This is a genomic window from Pseudofrankia inefficax, assembly GCF_000166135.1.
In the GTDB taxonomy this organism is placed as follows: Bacteria; Actinomycetota; Actinomycetes; order Frankiales; family Frankiaceae; genus Pseudofrankia; species Pseudofrankia inefficax.
The window spans coordinates 6,641,335-6,659,723 of the sequence record NC_014666.1; the positions used below are offsets into that span (position 1 = coordinate 6,641,335).

Annotated in this window: 14 protein-coding genes; 6 read left to right on the forward strand and 8 right to left on the reverse strand. The window is 70.6% G+C overall.

Annotation, left to right across the window (positions count from 1 at the left end):
* Window positions 1-35 precede the first annotated feature (35 nt).
* From FRAEUI1C_RS26890 to FRAEUI1C_RS26910, 5 genes are read right to left on the reverse strand one after another with little or no spacing between them, the layout of a single operon-like run.
* The gene (locus FRAEUI1C_RS26890; protein WP_013426516.1) at window positions 36-536 is read right to left on the reverse strand and encodes a cobalamin B12-binding domain-containing protein; all 501 of its coding nucleotides are present in this window, start codon (window positions 534-536) and stop codon (window positions 36-38) included.
* On the reverse strand, window positions 536-2,113 hold the full coding sequence (locus tag FRAEUI1C_RS26895) for a methylmalonyl-CoA mutase family protein (protein WP_013426517.1): 1,578 nt from the start codon (window positions 2,111-2,113) through the stop codon (window positions 536-538). The genes FRAEUI1C_RS26890 and FRAEUI1C_RS26895 overlap by 1 nt, the downstream gene beginning before the upstream one ends.
* Window positions 2,110-3,630 carry a FadD3 family acyl-CoA ligase gene (locus FRAEUI1C_RS26900; protein WP_013426518.1) on the reverse strand — a complete coding sequence of 507 codons (1,521 nt, stop codon included), beginning with the start codon at window positions 3,628-3,630 and terminating at the stop codon, window positions 2,110-2,112. The genes FRAEUI1C_RS26895 and FRAEUI1C_RS26900 overlap by 4 nt, the downstream gene beginning before the upstream one ends.
* A gap of 8 nt (window positions 3,631-3,638) precedes the next feature.
* Entirely contained in the window at window positions 3,639-4,829 is a 1,191-nt protein-coding gene (locus FRAEUI1C_RS26905; protein WP_013426519.1) for an amidohydrolase family protein, read from the reverse strand.
* Between the two features lie 29 nt (window positions 4,830-4,858).
* Window positions 4,859-6,418 carry an AMP-binding protein gene (locus FRAEUI1C_RS26910; RefSeq protein WP_013426520.1) on the reverse strand — a complete coding sequence of 520 codons (1,560 nt, stop codon included), beginning with the start codon at window positions 6,416-6,418 and terminating at the stop codon, window positions 4,859-4,861.
* A gap of 163 nt (window positions 6,419-6,581) precedes the next feature.
* On the opposite strand from FRAEUI1C_RS26910, the gene FRAEUI1C_RS26915 reads away from it, so the two are divergent.
* Window positions 6,582-7,313, forward strand: a complete 732-nt coding sequence (locus FRAEUI1C_RS26915) for an enoyl-CoA hydratase/isomerase family protein (RefSeq protein WP_013426521.1) — start codon at window positions 6,582-6,584, stop codon at window positions 7,311-7,313.
* Window positions 7,314-7,420: 107 nt separating this feature from the next.
* Here FRAEUI1C_RS26915 and FRAEUI1C_RS26920 read toward each other — a convergent pair whose 3' ends face one another.
* From FRAEUI1C_RS26920 to FRAEUI1C_RS26930, 3 genes are all read right to left on the reverse strand, one after another.
* A complete protein-coding gene (locus FRAEUI1C_RS26920; RefSeq protein WP_013426522.1) occupies window positions 7,421-8,635 on the reverse strand; it encodes a CaiB/BaiF CoA transferase family protein in 1,215 nt (404 codons plus the stop codon).
* Window positions 8,632-10,071, reverse strand: coding sequence for an aldehyde dehydrogenase family protein (locus FRAEUI1C_RS26925; RefSeq protein WP_013426523.1), 1,440 nt, complete (start codon window positions 10,069-10,071; stop codon window positions 8,632-8,634). The genes FRAEUI1C_RS26920 and FRAEUI1C_RS26925 overlap by 4 nt, the downstream gene beginning before the upstream one ends.
* 244 nt (window positions 10,072-10,315) lie before the next feature.
* Complete coding sequence (locus FRAEUI1C_RS26930; RefSeq protein WP_013426524.1) at window positions 10,316-11,536, reverse strand: amidohydrolase family protein; 1,221 nt, start codon at window positions 11,534-11,536, stop codon at window positions 10,316-10,318.
* A 468-nt stretch (window positions 11,537-12,004) separates the two neighbouring features.
* Here FRAEUI1C_RS26930 and FRAEUI1C_RS26935 point away from each other — a divergent pair, with 468 nt between their 5' ends.
* Genes FRAEUI1C_RS26935 through FRAEUI1C_RS26955 form a run of 5 tightly spaced genes read left to right on the forward strand, consistent with a single transcriptional unit; the run spans window position 12,005 to window position 18,358 of the window.
* Complete coding sequence (locus FRAEUI1C_RS26935) at window positions 12,005-14,971, forward strand: branched-chain amino acid ABC transporter permease/ATP-binding protein (protein ID WP_013426525.1); 2,967 nt, start codon at window positions 12,005-12,007, stop codon at window positions 14,969-14,971.
* Window positions 14,968-15,723, forward strand: a complete 756-nt coding sequence (locus FRAEUI1C_RS26940; RefSeq protein ID WP_013426526.1) for an ABC transporter ATP-binding protein — start codon at window positions 14,968-14,970, stop codon at window positions 15,721-15,723. Before FRAEUI1C_RS26935 ends, FRAEUI1C_RS26940 begins: the two co-directional genes overlap by 4 nt.
* 32 nt (window positions 15,724-15,755) lie before the next feature.
* Window positions 15,756-16,676, forward strand: coding sequence for a TIGR03619 family F420-dependent LLM class oxidoreductase (locus FRAEUI1C_RS26945; protein ID WP_013426527.1), 921 nt, complete (start codon window positions 15,756-15,758; stop codon window positions 16,674-16,676).
* 47 nt (window positions 16,677-16,723) lie between these two features.
* A complete protein-coding gene (locus FRAEUI1C_RS26950; protein ID WP_013426528.1) occupies window positions 16,724-17,812 on the forward strand; it encodes an ImmA/IrrE family metallo-endopeptidase in 1,089 nt (362 codons plus the stop codon).
* Window positions 17,813-17,815: 3 nt separating this feature from the next.
* The gene (locus tag FRAEUI1C_RS26955; RefSeq protein WP_013426529.1) at window positions 17,816-18,358 is read left to right on the forward strand and encodes a PIN domain-containing protein; all 543 of its coding nucleotides are present in this window, start codon (window positions 17,816-17,818) and stop codon (window positions 18,356-18,358) included.
* Window positions 18,359-18,389: the final 31 nt, after the last annotated feature.

An 18,389-nucleotide genomic window follows, 5' to 3' on the forward strand; every position in this document is an offset into this window, starting at 1 on the left:
GGCTCAGTCTCAGCTCACCGGCCGGTGAGCGGTAGTCACGCGGCGCTGGCCGCGCCGGTGACCGCCCGGACGCCGGAGACGACGTCGACGAGCGGGGTGCCCGTCGGGAAGACCGCCACGGCGCCGAGCTCGCGCAGCTTCGGGACGTCCGTCAGCGGGATCGTGCCGCCGACGACGACCGCGATGTCGTCGGCGGACGCGGCCTTCAGGCCCTCGATGACCCGGGTCGTCAGCGCCATGTGCGCGCCGGACAGGATCGACAGGCCGACCAGCGCGACGTCCTCCTGGACGGCCACCGCGACGATGTCGTCGACCTTCTGCCGAATCCCCGTGAAGATCACCTCGAAGCCGGCGTCCCGCAGCGCCCGCGACACGATCTTCGCGCCTCGGTCGTGGCCGTCGAGACCGGGCTTGGCGACGAGCACCCGCACGGGAGTGGCCAAAGGAGTCTCGGCCGGGGTCGCCGCGAATGCCTCGGCCGGGGTCGCCGCGAATGCCTCGGCCGGGGTCGCCGCGGGAATCGGCGCGTCAGTCATCAGAACACCACCGGCTGCTGGAACTCGCCCCAGACCGACTTCAGGGCGGCGACCATCTCGCCGACCGTGCAGTAGGCGCCGGCGCAGTCGATCAGATGGGGCATCAGGTTGGCGTCTCCCTCCGCGGCCGTCGTGAGGGCCGCGAGCTTCTCCTTCACGGCGGCGCCGTCCCGGTCCGCCTTGACCTGGGCGAGCCGCTTGAGCTGGCGGTCGCGGCCGTCGGCGTCGAGCTCGTAGGTGGCGAGGTCGGGGGCCGGCTCCTCGGAGACGAACCGGTTCACGCCGACGATCGGGCGGGTGCCGTCCTCGATCTCCTGCTGCAGCCGGTAGGACTCGTCGGCGATCATGCGCTGCAGGTAGCCCTCCTCGATGGCGCGGACCATGCCGCCGCGCCGCTCGAGGTCGTCCATGATCTCCTTGATCCGGGCCTCGGTCTCGTCGGTGAGCGCCTCGACGAAGTAGGAGCCACCGAGCGGGTCAGCGGTCCGGGTCACGCCGGTCTCGTAGGCCAGGATCTGCTGGGTGCGCAGCGCCATCGTCGCGGAGTCCTCGCTCGGCAGCGCGAACGGCTCGTCCCAGGCGGCGGTGAACATCGACTGCACGCCGCCGAGCACCGAGGCCAGCGACTCGTAGGCGACCCGCACGATGTTGTTCTGCGCCTGTGGCGCGAACAGCGACGCCCCGCCCGACACACAGCCGAAGCGGAACATGGCCGCCTTGTCGCTGGTCGCGCCCCACCGCTCCCGCACCAGGGTCGCCCAGCGGCGCCGGCCGGCCCGGTACTTGGCGATCTCCTCGAAGAAGTCGCCGTGCGTGTAGAAGAAGAAGGACACCTGCGGGGCGAACTGCTCGATCGTCATCCGGCCCCGGGCGAGCACCGTGTCGACGTAGGTGACGCCGTCGGCGAGGGTGAACGCCATCTCCTGGACGGCGGTCGCGCCCGCGTCGCGGAAGTGCGCCCCGGCGACCGAGATGGCGTTGAAGCGGGGCACCTCGGCGGCACAGAACTCGATCGTGTCGGCGATCAGCCGCAGCGACGGCTCGGCCGGCCAGATCCAGGTCCCGCGGGAGGCGTACTCCTTGAGGATGTCGTTCTGGATGGTGCCGGTGAGCTTGGCGCGCGGGACGCCCGCCTTCTCGGCCGCGGCGACGTAGAACGCCAGCAGGATCGCGGCGGTGCCGTTGATGGTGAAGCTGGTCGAGATCTTGTCGAGCGGGATGTCCGCGAACAGGATCTCCGCGTCGGCCAGGGTGTCGATCGCGACGCCGACCCGGCCGACCTCCTCGGTGAACTCCGGGTCGTCGGAGTCGTAGCCGCACTGGGTTGGCAGGTCGAGCGCGACCGACAGGCCGGTGCCGCCCTGCCCGAGCAGGTAGCGGTAGCGCTCGTTGGACTCCTCCGGCGTGCCGAAGCCCGAGTACTGGCGGAACGTCCACAGCCGGCCGCGGTAGCCCTTGGCGAAGTTGCCCCGGGTGAACGGGTACGTGCCCGGGTCCGGCGGCTCGGCCGTCCGGTCCGCCGGCCCGTAGACCGGCCGGATCGGAATCCCGGAGTTGGTCGTGATCTCGTCGGTCATCGCAGCTGGTCCTTCACGACCTTGCCGGTGGCGTTCAGCGGGAGCGCGTCGAGGAACTCGACGAACCGGGGCGCCTTGAAGCCGGCCATCCGCTCCTTGGACCAGGCGATGATCTCGTCGGCCGTCACCTCGGCGCCCGACCGCTTCACGAGGAAGGCCTTGCACACCTCGCCCATCCGCGCGTCGGGCACGCCGATGACGGCCGCCTGGGCGATGGCCGGGTGCTCCAGCAGGTAGCCCTCGATCTCGGCCGGGTAGGCGTTGAACCCGCCGACGATGAACATGTCCTTCTTGCGGCCGATGATCTTCACGTAGCCGCGGTCGTCCATCGAGCCGAGGTCGCCGGTGTGCAGCCAGCCGTCGGCGTCGATCGTGTCGGTGGTCGCCGCCGGGTTCTCGAAGTAGCCCTGCATGACGCTGTAGCCGCGGATCAGCACCTCGCTGTCACCCGCGATGGCCACCTCGATGCCGTCGCAGGGCGCGCCGACCGTGGTGGCGATGTCCTCGAACGAGTCGCCGGGCCGCGAGGCCGTCGCGGTGCCGGCCTCGGTGAGGCCGTAGCCGGTCATGATGTGCTGGAACGGCAGCTCCTGCTTCATCCGGCGGATCAGCTCCACCGGGATGTCCGCCGAACCGGTGACCGCGCAGCGCAGCGACGACAGGTCCCGGCCGGCGATCTGGCCCGAGCCGATCGCCTCCAGCAGCGACTGGTAGACGGTCGGCGCGCCCGGCAGCATCGTGATCTTCTCGCGCTCCACGATCTCGGCGACCGTGGCGACGTCGAACACGGCCAGCGGGAACATCGTCGCGCCCTTGATCAGGGACGCGATGAGGCCGGCCTTGAGCCCGAACGTGTGGAAGTACGGGTTGATCATCAGGTACCGGTCGCCCTCGCCGAGCTGGGCCTGGTACGTCCACTCGCTGTAGAGCCGCAGCGTCTGGCGGTGGTTCATCATCACGCCCTTGGGGCGCCCGGTCGTGCCGGAGGTGAAGATGATGTCGGCGATGTCGCCGCCGTCCACCTTGCGCTCGAACGGCGAGCCGGACGTGAGGAAGTCCGACTTCAGGTCGACGCCGGTGACGCCGGCCGGGATCTCGTAGTCGATGCCGAGGAAGCCGGGCTGGGTGAGCACCGCCTTCGCGCCGCTGCGCACGATGATGTCCGCGGCCTCGGCGGCCTTGTACCGGGTGTTGACCGGGACCAGCACCCCGCCGGCCGTGAGCAGGCCGAACGCGGCGATGGCCCACTCGGCCGAGTTCGGCGCCCAGAGGGCCACCCGGTCACCGGCCTCGACACCCAGCTCGGCGAAGGCACCGGCGGCCGCGCGGACCCGCTCGGTGAACTGGACATAGGTGAGGCGCAGGTCGCCGTCGACGAGCGCCTCCGCGTCGCCGAACCGGGTGGCGGTGCTGAGCACCATCTCCGGGATGGTGTCCCACGGCAGGCCCTGGAAGGTCGGGCTGTCCGTGGTCCCCGCGATCCGCAGGTCGCCTTCGACCCTGACGTTGTCTGTCACCGGGCCGGTCAGCCGTCGATCAGCTTGGCGAGGTTGCCACCCATGACCTTGACCTTGTCCTCCTCGCTGAGGTCGCCCAGCTCCGAGACATGGGACACCGGGTCACCGAGGCCCTCGGGGTGCGGGTAGTCCGAACCGAACAGGATCCGGTCGATGCCGAGCAGCTCACCGAGGTCCGCGTAGCTCTCCTCCCAGAAGGGGGAGATGTTGACGTTGCGGCGCATCACGTCGAACGGGTGCTCGTCGAAGCCCTGCGGGTACTTCTTGTACGCGTCCTTGAGCGACTTCATCAGCGGGGCGACCCAGGAGGCGCCGTTCTCGATGACGGCGATCTTCAGCTCGGGGAACCGGGACAGCGCGCCGTGGCAGACCATCGCCGCGACGGAGTCCTCGATCGGGCGCCACTGGCTGACCATCTTGAACACGTCCGGCTTGAACGGCAGGTACTCGCGCTTGTTCGAGTCCCAGTCGCTCTGGTACCGGACGTAGCCGCTGTCCGAGGAGTGCATGCCGACCAGCACGCCGTGCTCGACGACCTTCGCCCAGAACGGGTCGAACTCCGGCAGGCCGAACGAGCGCGAGCCGCCGAGGCCGGGGACCGGCGCGGGCCGGACCAGGATGACGCGGGCGCCGCGGGCGACGACCCACTCCAGCTCCTCGATCGCCTTCTCGACGATCGGCAGCGTGATGACCGGGGTGGAGTAGATCCGGTCGGCGTAGTTGAACTGCCAGGTCTCGTACATCCACTCGTTCAGCGCGTGGACGACGGCGTGGGTCAGCTCGGGGTCGTCGCGCATCCGCTCCTCGAGCAGGCTCGCGAGCGTCGGGAACATCAGGGTCCGGTCCAGGCCCTGCTCGTTCATCAGCTCCAGGCGGGCGGCCGGCTCACGGAACGCGGGGATCGCGCGCATCGGCTTGCCGACGATCTCGCGGTAGGACTTGCCCTCCGGGTTGCCGACGCGGAAGTAGTCCTCCTGGGCGCCCGGCCGCGCCACGACGTCGAACGTCGGGTTCGGGATGTACTCGCTGATCTGGCCCCGAATGGCGATCTTGGTGCGACCCTCGACCTCCACGTACCGGATCGCGCCCTCGAACTCCTTCGGCAGGTACTTGGTGAAGGCGTCCTTGGTCTCGTACATGTGGTTGTCCGCGTCGAAGACCGCGTACGGCGAGCGCGGCGTCACCGAGTTCGTGGACATGAGACCCCTCCTTGCTGAATGCGAGAATCCTATTCTCTGGTCTGTCCGGTCGCAATGTCCCGCCGGAGCAGCGCCTTCTGGATCTTGCCACTGGGGGTGCGCGGGAAGTCCTCGACGGTGTGGATCTCCTCCGGCCACTTCTGCCTGGCCAGGCCCACGCCCTGCAGGTGCGCCCGCAGCTCCTCCAGCGTCGGAACCGCGTGCCCCGGCAGCAGCCGCAGGACGGCGGCGGCGTGCTCCCCCAGCCGCGGGTCCGGGGCCGCGACCACGGCGACCTCCGCGATCGCGGGGAGCGTGAGCAGTGCCTCCTCGACCTCCAGGGCGCTGATGTTCTCGCCACCGCGGATGATGAAGTCCGCCTTGCGGTCCACGATCGTCAGATACCCGTCGGCGTCAAGGGCTCCGACGTCGCCGGTGTGGTACCAGCCCTCGTCGTCGAAGGCCCGCGCGGTCAGCTCGTCGTCGAGGTAGCCCAGGCACAGGTCCGGGCCGCGGCTGAGGATCTCGCCGTCCTCGGCGAGCCTGATCTCGACGCCCTCCATCGGGTCGCCGTCGGTGAACAGCCGCTTGTCCCGCGGGGCGACGTACCGGGAGCCGGTGATCGACGGGTGCTCCGTGCTGCCGTAGGACCGGAAGACGGTCACGCCGAGGTCGGACAGGCGGGTGGTGACCGCCGCCGGCACCGACGATCCGCCCAGGCCCGCGTAGCGCATCCCGTCGAGGTGCTTCGCCACCTCGAAGTCGGGGTGGTCGATCAGGCTCGTGACGAAGTACGTCGCGCCGCCGCCGATGGTGAGGCCGTCGGCCAGCAGGGCCAGCACCTTGCCCGGGTCCCAGACGTCGAGCAGGTTGATCGGCATCCCGTCGAGCACCGGGATCAGCAGCGCGTTGAGCATGCCGATGAAGTGGCCGACCGGCGCTCCGGTGACCTGCGCGCCCCGGTCTGCCGGCATCAGGCCGGCGAGCTGGCGGGTCTCGAACCCGAGCGTCTGGTGGCTGTGCACCACGCCCTTCGGGTCCTTGGTCGTCCCGGAGGTGAACGCGATCACCGCGGGTGTGGCCGGGTCGGCCGCCACGACGCCGGCCAGCGGCTCGTCGGCCAGCAGCGCGTCGAAGTGACGGCCATCGAGGTCACGGCCGACGACGCCGACGACCGGGATGTCGGCGCACAGGTCCGGCTGGAACTCCAGCCGGCCGAACCGCTCCGCGGTCAGGAAGACCTTCGGCTTCGCCGTCCGCAGGATGTAGCCGAGCTCCTTGCGGCCGTAGAAGTGCACGATCGGCACCGTGACCGCGCCGAGCAGCGCCGACGCCCAGAAGCCGGCCGCCGCCTCGACCCAGTTCGGCAGCTGGAGCGCGACGACGTCACCGGGGCCGATCCCGCGGGCGCGCAGCCCGGCGGCGAGGCGGCGGGCGAGCAGTTCCACGTCACGGAAGGTGCCCTCGTAGGGCCGGACCGCCGAGTGCACCCGGAACTGGGCGTCGGGCGCGGCAGCCAAGCCGGTGGCGAGCAGGTCGCCGAGGGTCTCGGGCTTCCACCACCCGGCCGCCTCGTACCGCTTCGCCAGCTCCTCGGGGATCGTCCGCATGCCGGGACACGCTCCGTTCAATCAACAACGATGTTCGATCAACAGCGAGGTCGTGCGGTGGTGTCAGCCGGTCGGCATTCGCTCGGTACGCGCCCGCCTCGGCGGCAGTGAGACGGTACTCTCGCCAGACGAGAACGTTAGTCCCAATGGCGGAGAAGGCACAGTGATCGATCTCGAACTCGAGGCAGGCCTCGCGGTTGTCACGATCAACCGGCCCGAGGCGCGCAACGCCATCTCGCGGGACACCATGGACGAGCTGGAGAAGGTGCTCGACGCCGTCGACTCGTCCGGAGCGCACGCCCTGGCGATCACCGGAGCCGGCGAGCGGGCCTTCATCTCTGGTGGCGACCTCAAGGAACTGGCCGCGATCCGCACCTTCGAGGGCGCGGTCGACATGGCGCTGCGGATGCGCGGCCTGTGCGACCGGATCGCGAACTTCCCCGGCCCGACGATCGCGGCGGTCAACGGCCACGCCCTGGGCGGCGGCGCCGAGGTCGCGGTGGCCGCCGACATCCGGATCGCCGCGGAAGGCATCCAGATCGGCTTCACCCAGGTGATGCTCGCGATCATGCCGGCCTGGGGCGGCTCGGAACGGCTCGCCGCGATGGTCGGCAAGGGCAAGGCGCTCATGCTCGCCGGCGGCGGCCTGGTCGTCGACGCCCCCGAGGCCGCCCGCCTGGGGCTGGTCGACAAGGTGCTCCCCCGGGCCGAGTTCGACGCCGGGTGGCGGGCGATCGCGCGGTCGCTGGCGCATCAGCCGGCCGTCGAGATCAAGCGGATCATGTCGGGCGCGACCACCGCGCAGGAGGCCGCCGAGGCCTTCGGCCGGCTCTGGGTCGCGGACGAGCACTGGGCCGAGGTCGACAAGGTCTTCAGCCGCATGAAGAACAAGTAAGCCTTCCCGGAACCACAGCCGTTCCAGAATCACAGCCGTTCCAGAATCACAGCAAAGGGGGCCGCCCGGTGGGGCGGCCCCCTTTGTCGTGTCCGGCCGGCGCCAGATCAGGTGATGGCGCCGGCTTCCTTCAGTTCGATGATCTTCTCCCAGTCGTAGCCGAGCTCGAGGAGGACCTCCTCGGTCTGGGCCGCGAAGTCCGGCGCCGGGGCCGCCGCGGGGGCGGTGACGTCGAACTGGACCGGGTTGGCGACCAGCTCCATCTCGCCGGCGTCGATGATGTACTCGTTCGCCCTGACCTGCGGGTCGTAGCTGACCTGCAGGGAGTCCTGCACCGGGGCCCACGGCCCGGACAGGGTCGCGAGCCGCTCGGTCCACTCCGCCAGCGTGCGCTTGCCGAAGGCCTCACGCAGCAGCGCGACGCCTTCCTCGGTGTGCTGGCCGATCAGCTCCGCGGTCGCGAACCGGGGGTCGTCGATCAGGTCCGGGCGCTCCACGTGGCGGCACACGTCGGCCCAGAAGCGGGCCGGCTGGAGCATGACCAGCGAGATGTAGCGGCCGTCCGCGGTCCGGTAGAGCCCGGACAGCGGATTGGTCGGCGCGCCGTGCTGCCCCGGCATGACCGCCTCGATCGGCATGTCGACGAACTTCGACAGCGCGACGCCGTGGCCCATCGACCACACCCCGCTGCCCAGCAGCGAGACGTCGACGATCGACGGCTCGCCGGTGCGCTCGCGGCTGAACAGCGCCGCCGCGATGCCACCGGCGAGGTTCGTGCCGGAGATCGTGTCGCCGTAGGCCGGGCCGGGCGGGTTGATGATGCCCTCCAGGCCGGCGGGAGTCAGGCTCTGCGCCGTCGACCCGCGCGACCAGAAGGCGGTCATGTCGAACCCGCCCCGGTCCGACTCCAGCCCGCGCGGGCCCAGGGCGCTGCCCCGCGCGTAGATGATCTTCGGGTTGACGGCGCGGATGTCCTCGACGTCGACACGGAGCTTCTTGCGGACCTTCGGCAGGTGGTTCGTCAGGTAGACGTCGGCCTGCTTCGCCAGCTCCAGCAGGATCTCCCGGCCCAGCGGGTTGGCGATGTCCAGGCCGACGCTGCGCTTGCCCCGGTTGCTGTGCCAGATGTTGGGGTTCGGGCCGGCCGGGTCGACCTTCATCTTGCCGATCTGGGTGAGCCCACGCTGCGGGTCACCCGTCACGGCGTGCTCGATCTTGATGACCTGAGCGCCCCACTCCCCGAGGACCGCGCCACCCGACGGCACGAAGCCGTACATCGCGACCTCGAGGACGCGGACGCCCTCCAGCGGCCGAGCACTCACTTGACCGGCACCGCCAACGTCTTGCGCTCGAGGAACTCCTCCAGTCCGGCGACGCCCATCTCACGGCCGATACCGGACTGCTTGTACCCGCCGAACGGCGAGTCGGGAGCGAACCAGTTGCCGCCGTTGACGCTGACGGTTCCGGTCCGGATCCGCCGCGCGATCGCGATCGCCCGGTCGTCGTCGGCGCCGAAGACGGAACCGGAGAGACCGAAGATCGAGTTGTTGGCGATCGCGACGGCCTCGTCGTCACCGTCGTAGGCGATGATGGCCAGCACGGGGCCGAAGACCTCGTCCTGGGCGATCTCGCTTTCCGGGTCGACGTCGGCCAGCACCGTCGGGGCGTAGAAGTAGCCGGGGCCGTCGATCTTCTCGCCGCCGGCGACGAGGGTGGCGCCGGCCGCGACGGCCCGCTGCACCATCGCGTCGACCTTCTCGCGCTGGTCCGCGCTGATCAGCGGGCCGACGTAGGTCTCCTCCAGCGCCGGGTCGCCGATCTTGACGTTGCCGATCGCGTCCTTGACCTTCGCGACGAACTCGTCCTTGCGCGCGGCCGGGACGAGCAGGCGCGAGGTGACGGCGCAGCCCTGCCCCGCGTGCGAGCAGATCGTCATCGTCGCGATGAGCGCCAGGAAGTCGGCGTCCGCGTCGTCGACGGCGATGAGCGCCGACTTGCCGCCGAGCTCCAGGAAGACCTTCTTGACGGTCTTCGAGGCCACTTCCATGATCCGCCGACCGACCGGCGTCGAGCCGGTGAAGGTGATCATGTCCACGTCGGGGTCGCTGGTGAGCACCTCGGCGACCTCGACCGACGGCGAGGTGATCACGTTGACCACGCCGGCCGGGATGTCGGTCTCGTTGGCGATGATCTCACCGAGCGCCAGGGTGATCAGCGGGGTCTGCGGCGCGCCCTTGAGGATCACGGTGCAGCCGGCCGCGAGCGCGGGAGCGACCTTCGCGATCGCGATCTGGGTCGGGTAGTTGTAAGGAATGATCGCGGAGACGACGCCCGCGGCTTCCTTCTCCACCCAGCGCCGGTTCTTGATCCCGTAGGACTCGACCTCCGGCAGCTCCTCGGTGAACGAGTAGCCCTCCAGCAGGTCCGTGTAGTACTTGACGATGTCGATCGGGACGTCCAGCGCGGCGCCGTACGTCATCTGGCGCGGGTGGCCGACCTCGGCGATCGTCAGCTCGCGCAGCTCCTCGCGGTGCTTGACCAGGCCGTCGTAGAACTGCCGGAGACACCGGACCCGGAACTCGACGTTCGTGGACCAGTCCGTGGTGTCGAACGCGCGCCGGGCCGCCGCGACGGCGGCCTTCGCCTGCTCGACGCTGGCGTCGGGCGCCTCGCCCAGCACCTCACCGGTCGTGGGGTTGTACGACACGGTGGTCCGGGGCGCCTCGACCAGCTGCCCGTCGATCAGTAAGCCCTTCAAGGGAACCCCTCGCCCTCGTATGTGTTTCACCTGTGCTGGCGGGTGCGGGACCTGCGCCGCCGACGTGCGGCACGCCAGGTACTTCCCGTTCTGGAAGCTACATTCTCACCAGACGGGAATCAAAGTTTCGGAACTGTGGCACCTTGCTGGACGCTACCCCGCTACGGGCGGCGGTGCCCGGTTTGAGCGGGGCGGACGCCCGCGGCCGACAGGGGCCGGCCGCGGGCGTCGCGCGGGCCGGGCGTCAGACCGTCGCGGGCAGCGCGACCGGGACGTTCATCAGCTTGGCCAGGTTCTCGCCCATGACCTTGCGGATGAACGGCTCGGGCTGGCCCTTCAGGTCGTCGATGTAGCTGACCGGGTTGGCCAGGCCCTCCGGGTGCGGGTAGTCGGAGCCGAACAGGATGTGCTCCTCGCCGAGCAGCTCGGCCAGGTCGGCGAAGTTCTCCTCCCAGAAGGGGCTGATGTAGATGTTGCGGCGCAGCCCCTCCAGCGGGTTCTCGAGGAAGTCCTGCGGCATCTTCTTGTAGAGGTCCTTGAAGGTCTTGATCAGCGGCGCGAGCCACGAGGCGCCGTTCTCGACCACGGCGATCTTCAGGCGCGGGAAGCGCGTCACGGCGCCGTGGATGACCAGCGACGCCACCGCGTCCTCGATCGGCCGCCACGAGTGCAACATCCGGAACGCGTTCGGCTGGAACGGCAGGTGCTCGGTCGCCGAGCCCGACCACTCACCGGTGAAGCGGGAGTAGCCCGAGTCGGAGGAGTGCAGGGCGACGAGGATGTCGGCCTCCTGGACCCGAGCCCAGAACGGGTCGAACTCCGGCAGGGCGAAGGAGCGCGGGCCCTTGTAGCCGGGCACCGGCGCCGGGCGGACCAGGATCACCTTCGCGCCGCGCTCCAGCACCCAGTCCAGCTCCTTGATCGCCTCGTCGACGATCGGCAGAGTGATCACGGGCGTGGTGAAGATCCGGTCGAGACCGTTGTAGTTGAACTGCCAGGTCTCGTAGAGCCACTCGTTGAGCGCGTGGATGGCCGCGTGGGTCAGCTCCGGGTCGTCGCGCATCCGCTCCTCGAGCAGGCTGGCGAGCGTGGGGAACAGCAGCGTGCGGCCGAGGCCCTGCTCCTCGTCCATCAGCTTCAGCCGGGCCGCCGGCTCCCGCCAGGCCGGGATGCTGGGCACCGGCTTGCCGAAGATCTCCCGGCGGGACTTCCCGTCCGGGTTGCCCTTGCGGTAGTACTCCTCCTGCGCGCCCGGGCGAGCGACCACGTTGAAGGTCGGGTTCGGGATGTACTCGCTGATCGTCCCGCGCACCATGATCTTCGTGCGGCCGTGCACGTCGACGTAGTCGATCGCCTTCTTGTACCGCTCCGGCAGGTACTTCGTGAACGCGTCCGTGGTCTCGTAGAGATGGTTGTCCGCGTCGAACACCGGGATCGCGGTGTCACCTGGGCCAGTTGCGGTCATCGTCGCGCCTCCTGCTGCTCTGGCCGCCGGCTGTCTGCTCTGGCTGCCGCTCCAGTTAATTCATAATGCATCTTCGCTGGCCGGCGCTCGGGGGCCGGGCGAGTGGCGGCCGTCACTCGGGATTCGCGGAAGCCTCGGCCGGAGCCGGCAGCGCGGCGCTCCTGGCTGCTCAGCCTGCGCGGCGAGCGCGTGAACGCTTACTTATCAAAACTAACGACCAGAACGGCGCCTTGCCTCGTTCCGAGCCTGCGCCCATCCCCCGTTTGCGCAGGTCACGGCCGCTCCGGTGACCAGCGGCGCCTGACCGGCGTTGACGTTCCCAGGGCGAGCGTGTATTCACTAGCCACGGGCCGAGCCGCTGTGACGCTCGACACATGGTGTCACGAAACGCCCGAACGCGCGGCACCCCGCCCGCCCATTCCGTCATCCGGGCACCAGGTGGCCGTTGGACGACGTCGGGAGATCCGGATGAGTCATCTCGCCTCGCTTCTGCTCGGGCTCGGCAACGGCGCGGTGTTCGCCGCCCTCGCGCTCGCCCTCGTGCTGACCTACCGCAGCTCAGGAGTGATCAACTTTGCGACCGGCGCGATCGCGCTCTACGTCGCCTACACCTACGCAGACCTGCGCGACGGGCAGTTACTCGTCCCGATTCCCGGGTTACCGACCACCGTCGGGCTGGGAACCGACTCCCTCGGTTTCTTCCCGGCGGCGCTGGGAGCGCTCCTCATCGGCGCCTTGTTGGGCGCACTGCTCTACGCGGTGGTGTTCCGCAAACTCCTGGACGCGCCACCACTGGCGAAGGCCGTCGCCTCCCTCGGTGTCCTGGTGGTCATCCAGTCCGTCATGGTCATCCGCGTCGGCGTCGCCCCCGTCAGCGTTGAGGCGATCTTCCCGGCTGACCGGTGGAAACTCGGCTCGCTGCTGGTCCTGTCCGACCGCTTCTACCTCGCCGTCGCCGTCATCGTCCTGACGCTGGTCCTCACCGCGGTCTTCCGCTTCACCCGGTTCGGCCTGCTCACCAGGGCCACGGCCTCGTCGCAGACAGGCGCCTACGTCTCCGGCGTCTCGGCGAACCGCGTCGCGCTGACCAACTGGATGATCAGCTGTGCCGTCGCGGGTGCCGCCGGCATCCTGATCGCGCCGGTCAGCCCCCTGGCGCCGACGACCTACACCCTGTTCGTCGTCCCCGCCCTCGCCGCGGCGGTCGTCGGCGGGTTCCAGAACCTCGTCCCCGCCGTCATCGCCGGACTCGTGATCGGCATGGTCCAGGCCGAGGCGCTCTCGCTGGCGGCCCAGCACTCCTGGATGCCGAGGACCGGGTCCGCCGAGCTGGTGCCCCTGATCGTCATCGTGGTCGCGCTGCTGGCGACCGGGAGGGCGATGCCGGTCCGCGGTGGCCTCGTCCGCCAGTCCCTGGGCCTCGCGCCCCGGCCGCGCGCGCTCACCCTGCCGACCGTCACCGGCACCGTGATCGGCGTGCTGGCGCTGCTGCTCACCCACGGCTCGTGGCGGGCCGCCGTGATCGGCACGTTCATCGCCGCGATCATCGGGCTGTCGCTCGTCGTCGTGACCGGCTACGCCGGCCAGGTCTCGCTGGCCCAGCTCGCGCTCGCCGGCGCGGGCGCGTTCCTGCTCTCGGGCCTCACCCAGAGCTGGCACGTCCCGTTCCCGTTCGCGCCGCTGCTCGCCGCCCTCGGCGCGACCGTCCTCGGCGTGGTCATCGGCCTGCCCGCGCTACGGCTACGCGGACTCACGCTCGGCGTCGTCACGCTCGCCCTCGCCTACGCCATCGAGGCCGTCTGGTTCCGCAACACCCAGATCGTGTCCACCGAGGGCGGCAAGGTCACCCAGCCGAAGCTCTTCGGCCTCGACCTTCAGATCGGCTCCGGGCACGCGTTCCCCCGGCTCGCGTTCGGGCTGCTCGTGCTCGTCGTCCTGGTCGCGGTGGCGTTCGGCGTCGCCAGGCTGCGGATGAGCGCGCTCGGCTCCGCGATGCTGGCCGTCCGGGCGAACGAACGCTCCGCGGCCGGCATCGGCATCAACGTCGTGCGGATCAAGGTGATCAGCTTCGCCATCGGGTCGTTCATCGCGGGCCTCGGCGGCGCGCTGCTCGCCTACCGGTTCGGGGTCGTCACGTTCGACTCGTACTCCGCGGTCGGCGGCCTGTCCCTGCTGACCGTCGCCTACCTCGCGGGCGTCACCTCGGTCTGGGGCGGCGTCAACGCCGGCATCCTGTCCAGCAGCGGCATCATCTTCATCGCCATGGACCGCTGGGTCCACCTCGGCACCTGGTTCTCCGTCATCACCGGCATCGGCCTGCTGGCCGCCATCGTCGGGCACCCCGAGGGCATCGCCAGCGACGGCCACAAGCTCGCCGCGCGCCTCACCGGCTGGCTTGGGAAGCTGCGCCCCGCCTCGGCGGGACCGGCGGGCGTGCCGGCACTGGCCGGCGCCGCGGCGGGCGGGCCAGCACTGGCCCCCGGGCCGGCGTCGGACGTGGCCGCGTCGGAGGGGTCCGGGGTGGCCGTGCCGGCGCAGGGTGTCCCGACATCCGCGCCGGGGGCGGAGGCCGGCACCTCGCGCACGCCGCGTGCCGAGGTCCTGGAGGTCGAGGGACTCACCGTGCGCTACGGCGGCGTCGTCGCCGTCGACGACGTCCGGTTGCGGGTCGAGCCCGGCAAGATCGTCGGTCTGATCGGCCCGAACGGCGCGGGCAAGACCAGCGCCCTCGACGCGATCACCGGTTTCGCCCGCGCCACCGGAACGGTCACCCTCGGCGGGAAGCGGATCGACGGCCTGCCACCGCACGCCCGGGTGCACCGCGGTCTGGCCCGGACCTTCCAGTCCCTGGAGCTCTACGACGAGCTGACCGTCGAGGAGAACGTCTCCGCCGCGCTCACCGGCGTGCGGGGGGCCGAACGCCACCGCCGGCTGCACACCGCGCTGGAACTGACCGGCATCACCGACCGGGCCGGCCGCAACGCCGGCGAGCTCAGCCAGGGCGAACGCCAGCTCGTCTCCATCGCCCGCGCCTGCGCGAACAACCCCGGCGTGCTCCTGCTCGACGAACCGGCCGCCGGCCTCGACAGCACCGAGTCCGCCTGGCTCGGCGAACGCATCCGCGGGATCGCCGCGAACGGCACCGGCGTCCTGCTCGTCGACCACGACGTCGCCCTCGTCCTCGGCGTCTGCGACCACATCTACGTCCTGGAATTCGGCAAGCTCATCGCCGAAGGCGACCCCGCCGCGATCCGCGCCAACCGCGCCGTCGCCGACGCCTACCTCGGCAACACCCACACGGCCGAGCCCCCGGCGCCCACCACCACCGAACCGCCGCCAGGTCCCACGGCGGAGCGGCCGGCAGACCCGGCAGACCCGGCGGGCGCCGCGCCGGCCGACGAGCCAGCCCACGAGACTCCGGCGGTGACGGCATGACCACGGCCCTCGACCCGACCACGACCCAGACCGCCACCGCGCGGCTGGAATGCGTCGGCCTCACCGGCGGGCGCGGCACGGCGACGGCGTTCCGCGACGTCGACCTGTCCCTCGCGCCCGGCCGGGTGCTCGCCCTGCTGGGCCCGAACGGCGCAGGCAAGACCACGATGCTGCTCACGCTCGCCGGCCTGCTGCCACCGCGGGCCGGCGCGATCCTGGTCGACGGCACGAAGCTGCGGACCGGCCGGCCGGCGACGGCGAACCGGGCCGGGATCGTGCTCGTCCCGGACAACCGCTCGCTGTTCACCACCCTGTCCGTCGAGGAGAACCTGAAGGTCGCGGCCCGCCGCGGCGGGCCGAAGCCCCGGGACATGCTGGAGATCTTCCCCGCGCTCGCCGACCGGTGGAGGCTCGCGGCCGGGGCCCTGTCCGGCGGCGAGCAGCAGATGCTCGCGATGGCCCGGGCGCTCATCCAGCAGCCTCGGGTGCTGCTCATCGACGAGCTCAGCCTCGGCCTCGCCCCGCTCATCGTCGAAAGCCTGTTCCAGGCGGTCCGGCGGATCGCCGCCGACCACGGCTGCGCCGTCGTGCTCGTCGAGCAGTACGCGAAGCTCGCGATCGCGGCCGCCGATGACGTCGTCGTGCTCTCCCGCGGCCGCATCGTGCTGCGTGGACCGGCCAGCGAGCTCGGCGACCAGGTCGACCGCCTGGAGACGCTCTACTTCGACACGGCGGCGCCGACCGAGGCCTGACTGGGACTCCGAGACACCCGACTGGGGAGAGCGTGAAGCTGTCATTCCCGATGCCGCACCTGGTCCGGCTCAAGGCCAACCACCAGCCGTGGGAAGCCGCGGTGACGGGCGCGGACCAGACCCGCCTGGCGAAATGGGCCGACAAGCTCGGCTACGCGATGATCAGCGTTCCGGAACACCACATCATCCCGAGCGCGCACGTCGAGCTCTCCGGCGCGCACTACCTGAGCGCCTACCCGAGCATGGCCTACTTCGCCGGGGCCACCGAGACGATCCGGGTCAACTCCTGCATCGCCATCCTGCCCGTGCAGCACCCGATCGTGACCGCGAAGTCCCTGGCCTCGATCGACTGGCTGTCCGGCGGCCGGGTCACCGTCACCTTCGGCGTCGGCTGGCTGGAGGACGAGTTCAACCTGCTCGGCGTGCCCTTCCACGAACGCGGCGCCCGCAGCGAGGAGTACATCCAGGCGATTCTGGAGCTGTGGACGAAGGACTCCCCCGAGTTCACGGGCCGGTTCGTGTCCTTCAAGGACGTCGCGTTCGAGCCGAAGCCGGTCCAGAAGCCGCATCCACCCGTCTGGTTCGGCGGCGACGCGCCCGCCGTCCTGCGCCGCGTCGCGCGCTACGCCAGCGGCTGGTGGCCGTTCCTCACCAGGCCCGAGGACATCCCCTCGAAGATCGACTACATCAGGTCCCAGCCGGACTACAACGGGGCGCTCACCGACGTGTTCTACGGCCTCGGCACCGCCCGCGTCGGCGAGGGCCACACCGTCCAGAAGGACCCGCACGCCCGCCCCGGCATGACCAAGGACGAGCTCGTCGACCGCCTAGGCTGGTTCCAGGAGCTGGGCGTCACGATGAGCGCCGTTCCCCTGCCCAGCCTGGCGAGCATCGAGGAGTACTTCGACTATGCCCAGTGGGTAGCCGAGGAGATCATGCCCGCCGTCGCCTGACCGGCGCCGCGTTGGGATTTTCCCAACCGATCTAGTAGCATCGGGGCATGCAACGCATCGGCGCGCGGGCGCTGGAACAGATCCAGCGGGTCCACCCGGGTTCCCTGCAACGGGACCTCGCGGTGGCCATCGACATGACACCAGACGCGTTCTCCCGTGCCCTGAACGACAAGCGCGCCTTCTCCTCGCTCGAGCTGGCCCGGCTGGCCGACCTCCTGGGCGCCGACATCCACTGGCTGATCACCGGCGAGCCCGACCCCTACCGGATCGTGGTCGCGGCCCGTCATGAGTTCGACCACGCGACGAGGCGGCGGGATGTGCCCGGCCGCGAGACCGACGACCAGGCCCTGCGCGACATCGCCCTCGCCTACCGGCAGACCGATCCGAACCCGCGCGCGGCCGTTGCCCTTCCCGGCAGTCCTGACGCCGTCCGCGCCGCGCTGGGTGACGATTTCGTGCGCCCGTTCGCCGACCGGCTGGAACACCGGCTCGGGGTCGACGTCGTGCGGGTGGCCGACCTGTCCACCGCCTACTCGATCGTCGTCGGCGGGCGGCGGGTGATCGCGCTGCCCGCGACCGGCAACTGGTTCTGGGAGAACTGGTCGCTGGCCCACGAGCTGGGCCACCTCGTGCTGGGCCACCATGACGAGCCGATCACCGAGGCCGAACGGGATCCGCGCGAGGCCGCCGCGAACGGATTCGCCGCCGACCTGCTCCTGCCCAAGGACGCGATGGCCGCCGTCGACTGGGACCAGATCGACCTGGCCGGCCTGGCCGATCTCGTCTGGCGCTGGGGAGTCTCCACCGACGCACTCGCCCGCAGGATTGCCGCCGTGACCGGATACCTGCCCGAGCTGGTCAGGACGTGGGCCGCGCAGCCCACCCAACGCCTGCTGCGCCGACACCGGCCGGGCGACGGCGGCGTCGACGAGATCACCGCCAGGATGGACGCCGCGGCCCAGCGCCGGTTCCCCCGCGCCCTCCAGGAGGAGCATCTCGAACGGATCGCGGCCGGCGCGCTGGGTAAGGGGACACTGGCCTGGATGCTCGGCATCGACCCCGACTCGCTGGAGGTCGACACCCCCGCGGTCCCCGAGGTCCCCATCGACGATCTCGCCAGGGCTCTCGGCCTCTAGCCGGTGGCCGTCCTCCTGTTCCCGGACAACACCGTCCTGATCAACTTCGCGGTCATCGACCGTATGGACCTGCTCGGCCGGCTGGCGAACGACAATGGCCGGTGGTGTCCGACAGTCGCCGCCGAATGCGCGGCCTCCGGACGTCTGCCCGACCTCGGTGCGCTCGCCCACGCGAGAGAGATCTTCGGCGCTCCACTGGCTCCCACCCCCGCCGAGCTGCGGGATGCCCAGCTCCTGCGAGCCCAGCTGGCGAAACCGGGTGACCACCCGCACAAGCACCTGGGTGAGGCCGAGACCGTCGCCATCATGACCCGACGCGACGTCGACGGCTTCTTCGTCACCGATGACAACGAAGCCGCACGGCTGGCGACCCGGCACGGCATCCCGGTGATCCGCACCTGGCAGCTGCTCCGGCTCACGGTCAGGGCAGGCTGGGCCGAAGCGGACACCGTCTGGAGCTATGTCCAGCTCCTGCGGGCTCGCCAGCGCGGCGGACCGCCGGGCGTCACCGACCGGCCGTCGTTCGACAAGTGGCTGCAGTCCTGACCGGGTGTCGGCCGCGGTCCTGGGCGGGTGC

What these genes read in the sequence shown, in the direction of transcription:
- FRAEUI1C_RS26950 (WP_013426528.1), top strand. Translation starts at nt 16,724, where the DNA reads ATGCAACGCATCGGCGCGCGGGCGCTGGAACAGATCCAGCGGGTCCAC.
- FRAEUI1C_RS26935 (WP_013426525.1), top strand. Translation starts at nt 12,005, where the DNA reads ATGAGTCATCTCGCCTCGCTTCTGCTCGGGCTCGGCAACGGCGCGGTG.
- FRAEUI1C_RS26940 (WP_013426526.1), top strand. Translation starts at nt 14,968, where the DNA reads ATGACCACGGCCCTCGACCCGACCACGACCCAGACCGCCACCGCGCGG.
- FRAEUI1C_RS26905 (WP_013426519.1), bottom strand. Translation starts at nt 4,829, where the DNA reads ATGTCCACGAACTCGGTGACGCCGCGCTCGCCGTACGCGGTCTTCGAC.
- FRAEUI1C_RS26890 (WP_013426516.1), bottom strand. Translation starts at nt 536, where the DNA reads ATGACTGACGCGCCGATTCCCGCGGCGACCCCGGCCGAGGCATTCGCG.
- FRAEUI1C_RS26895 (WP_013426517.1), bottom strand. Translation starts at nt 2,113, where the DNA reads ATGACCGACGAGATCACGACCAACTCCGGGATTCCGATCCGGCCGGTC.
- FRAEUI1C_RS26910 (WP_013426520.1), bottom strand. Translation starts at nt 6,418, where the DNA reads ATGCGGACGATCCCCGAGGAGCTGGCGAAGCGGTACGAGGCGGCCGGG.
- FRAEUI1C_RS26930 (WP_013426524.1), bottom strand. Translation starts at nt 11,536, where the DNA reads ATGACCGCAACTGGCCCAGGTGACACCGCGATCCCGGTGTTCGACGCG.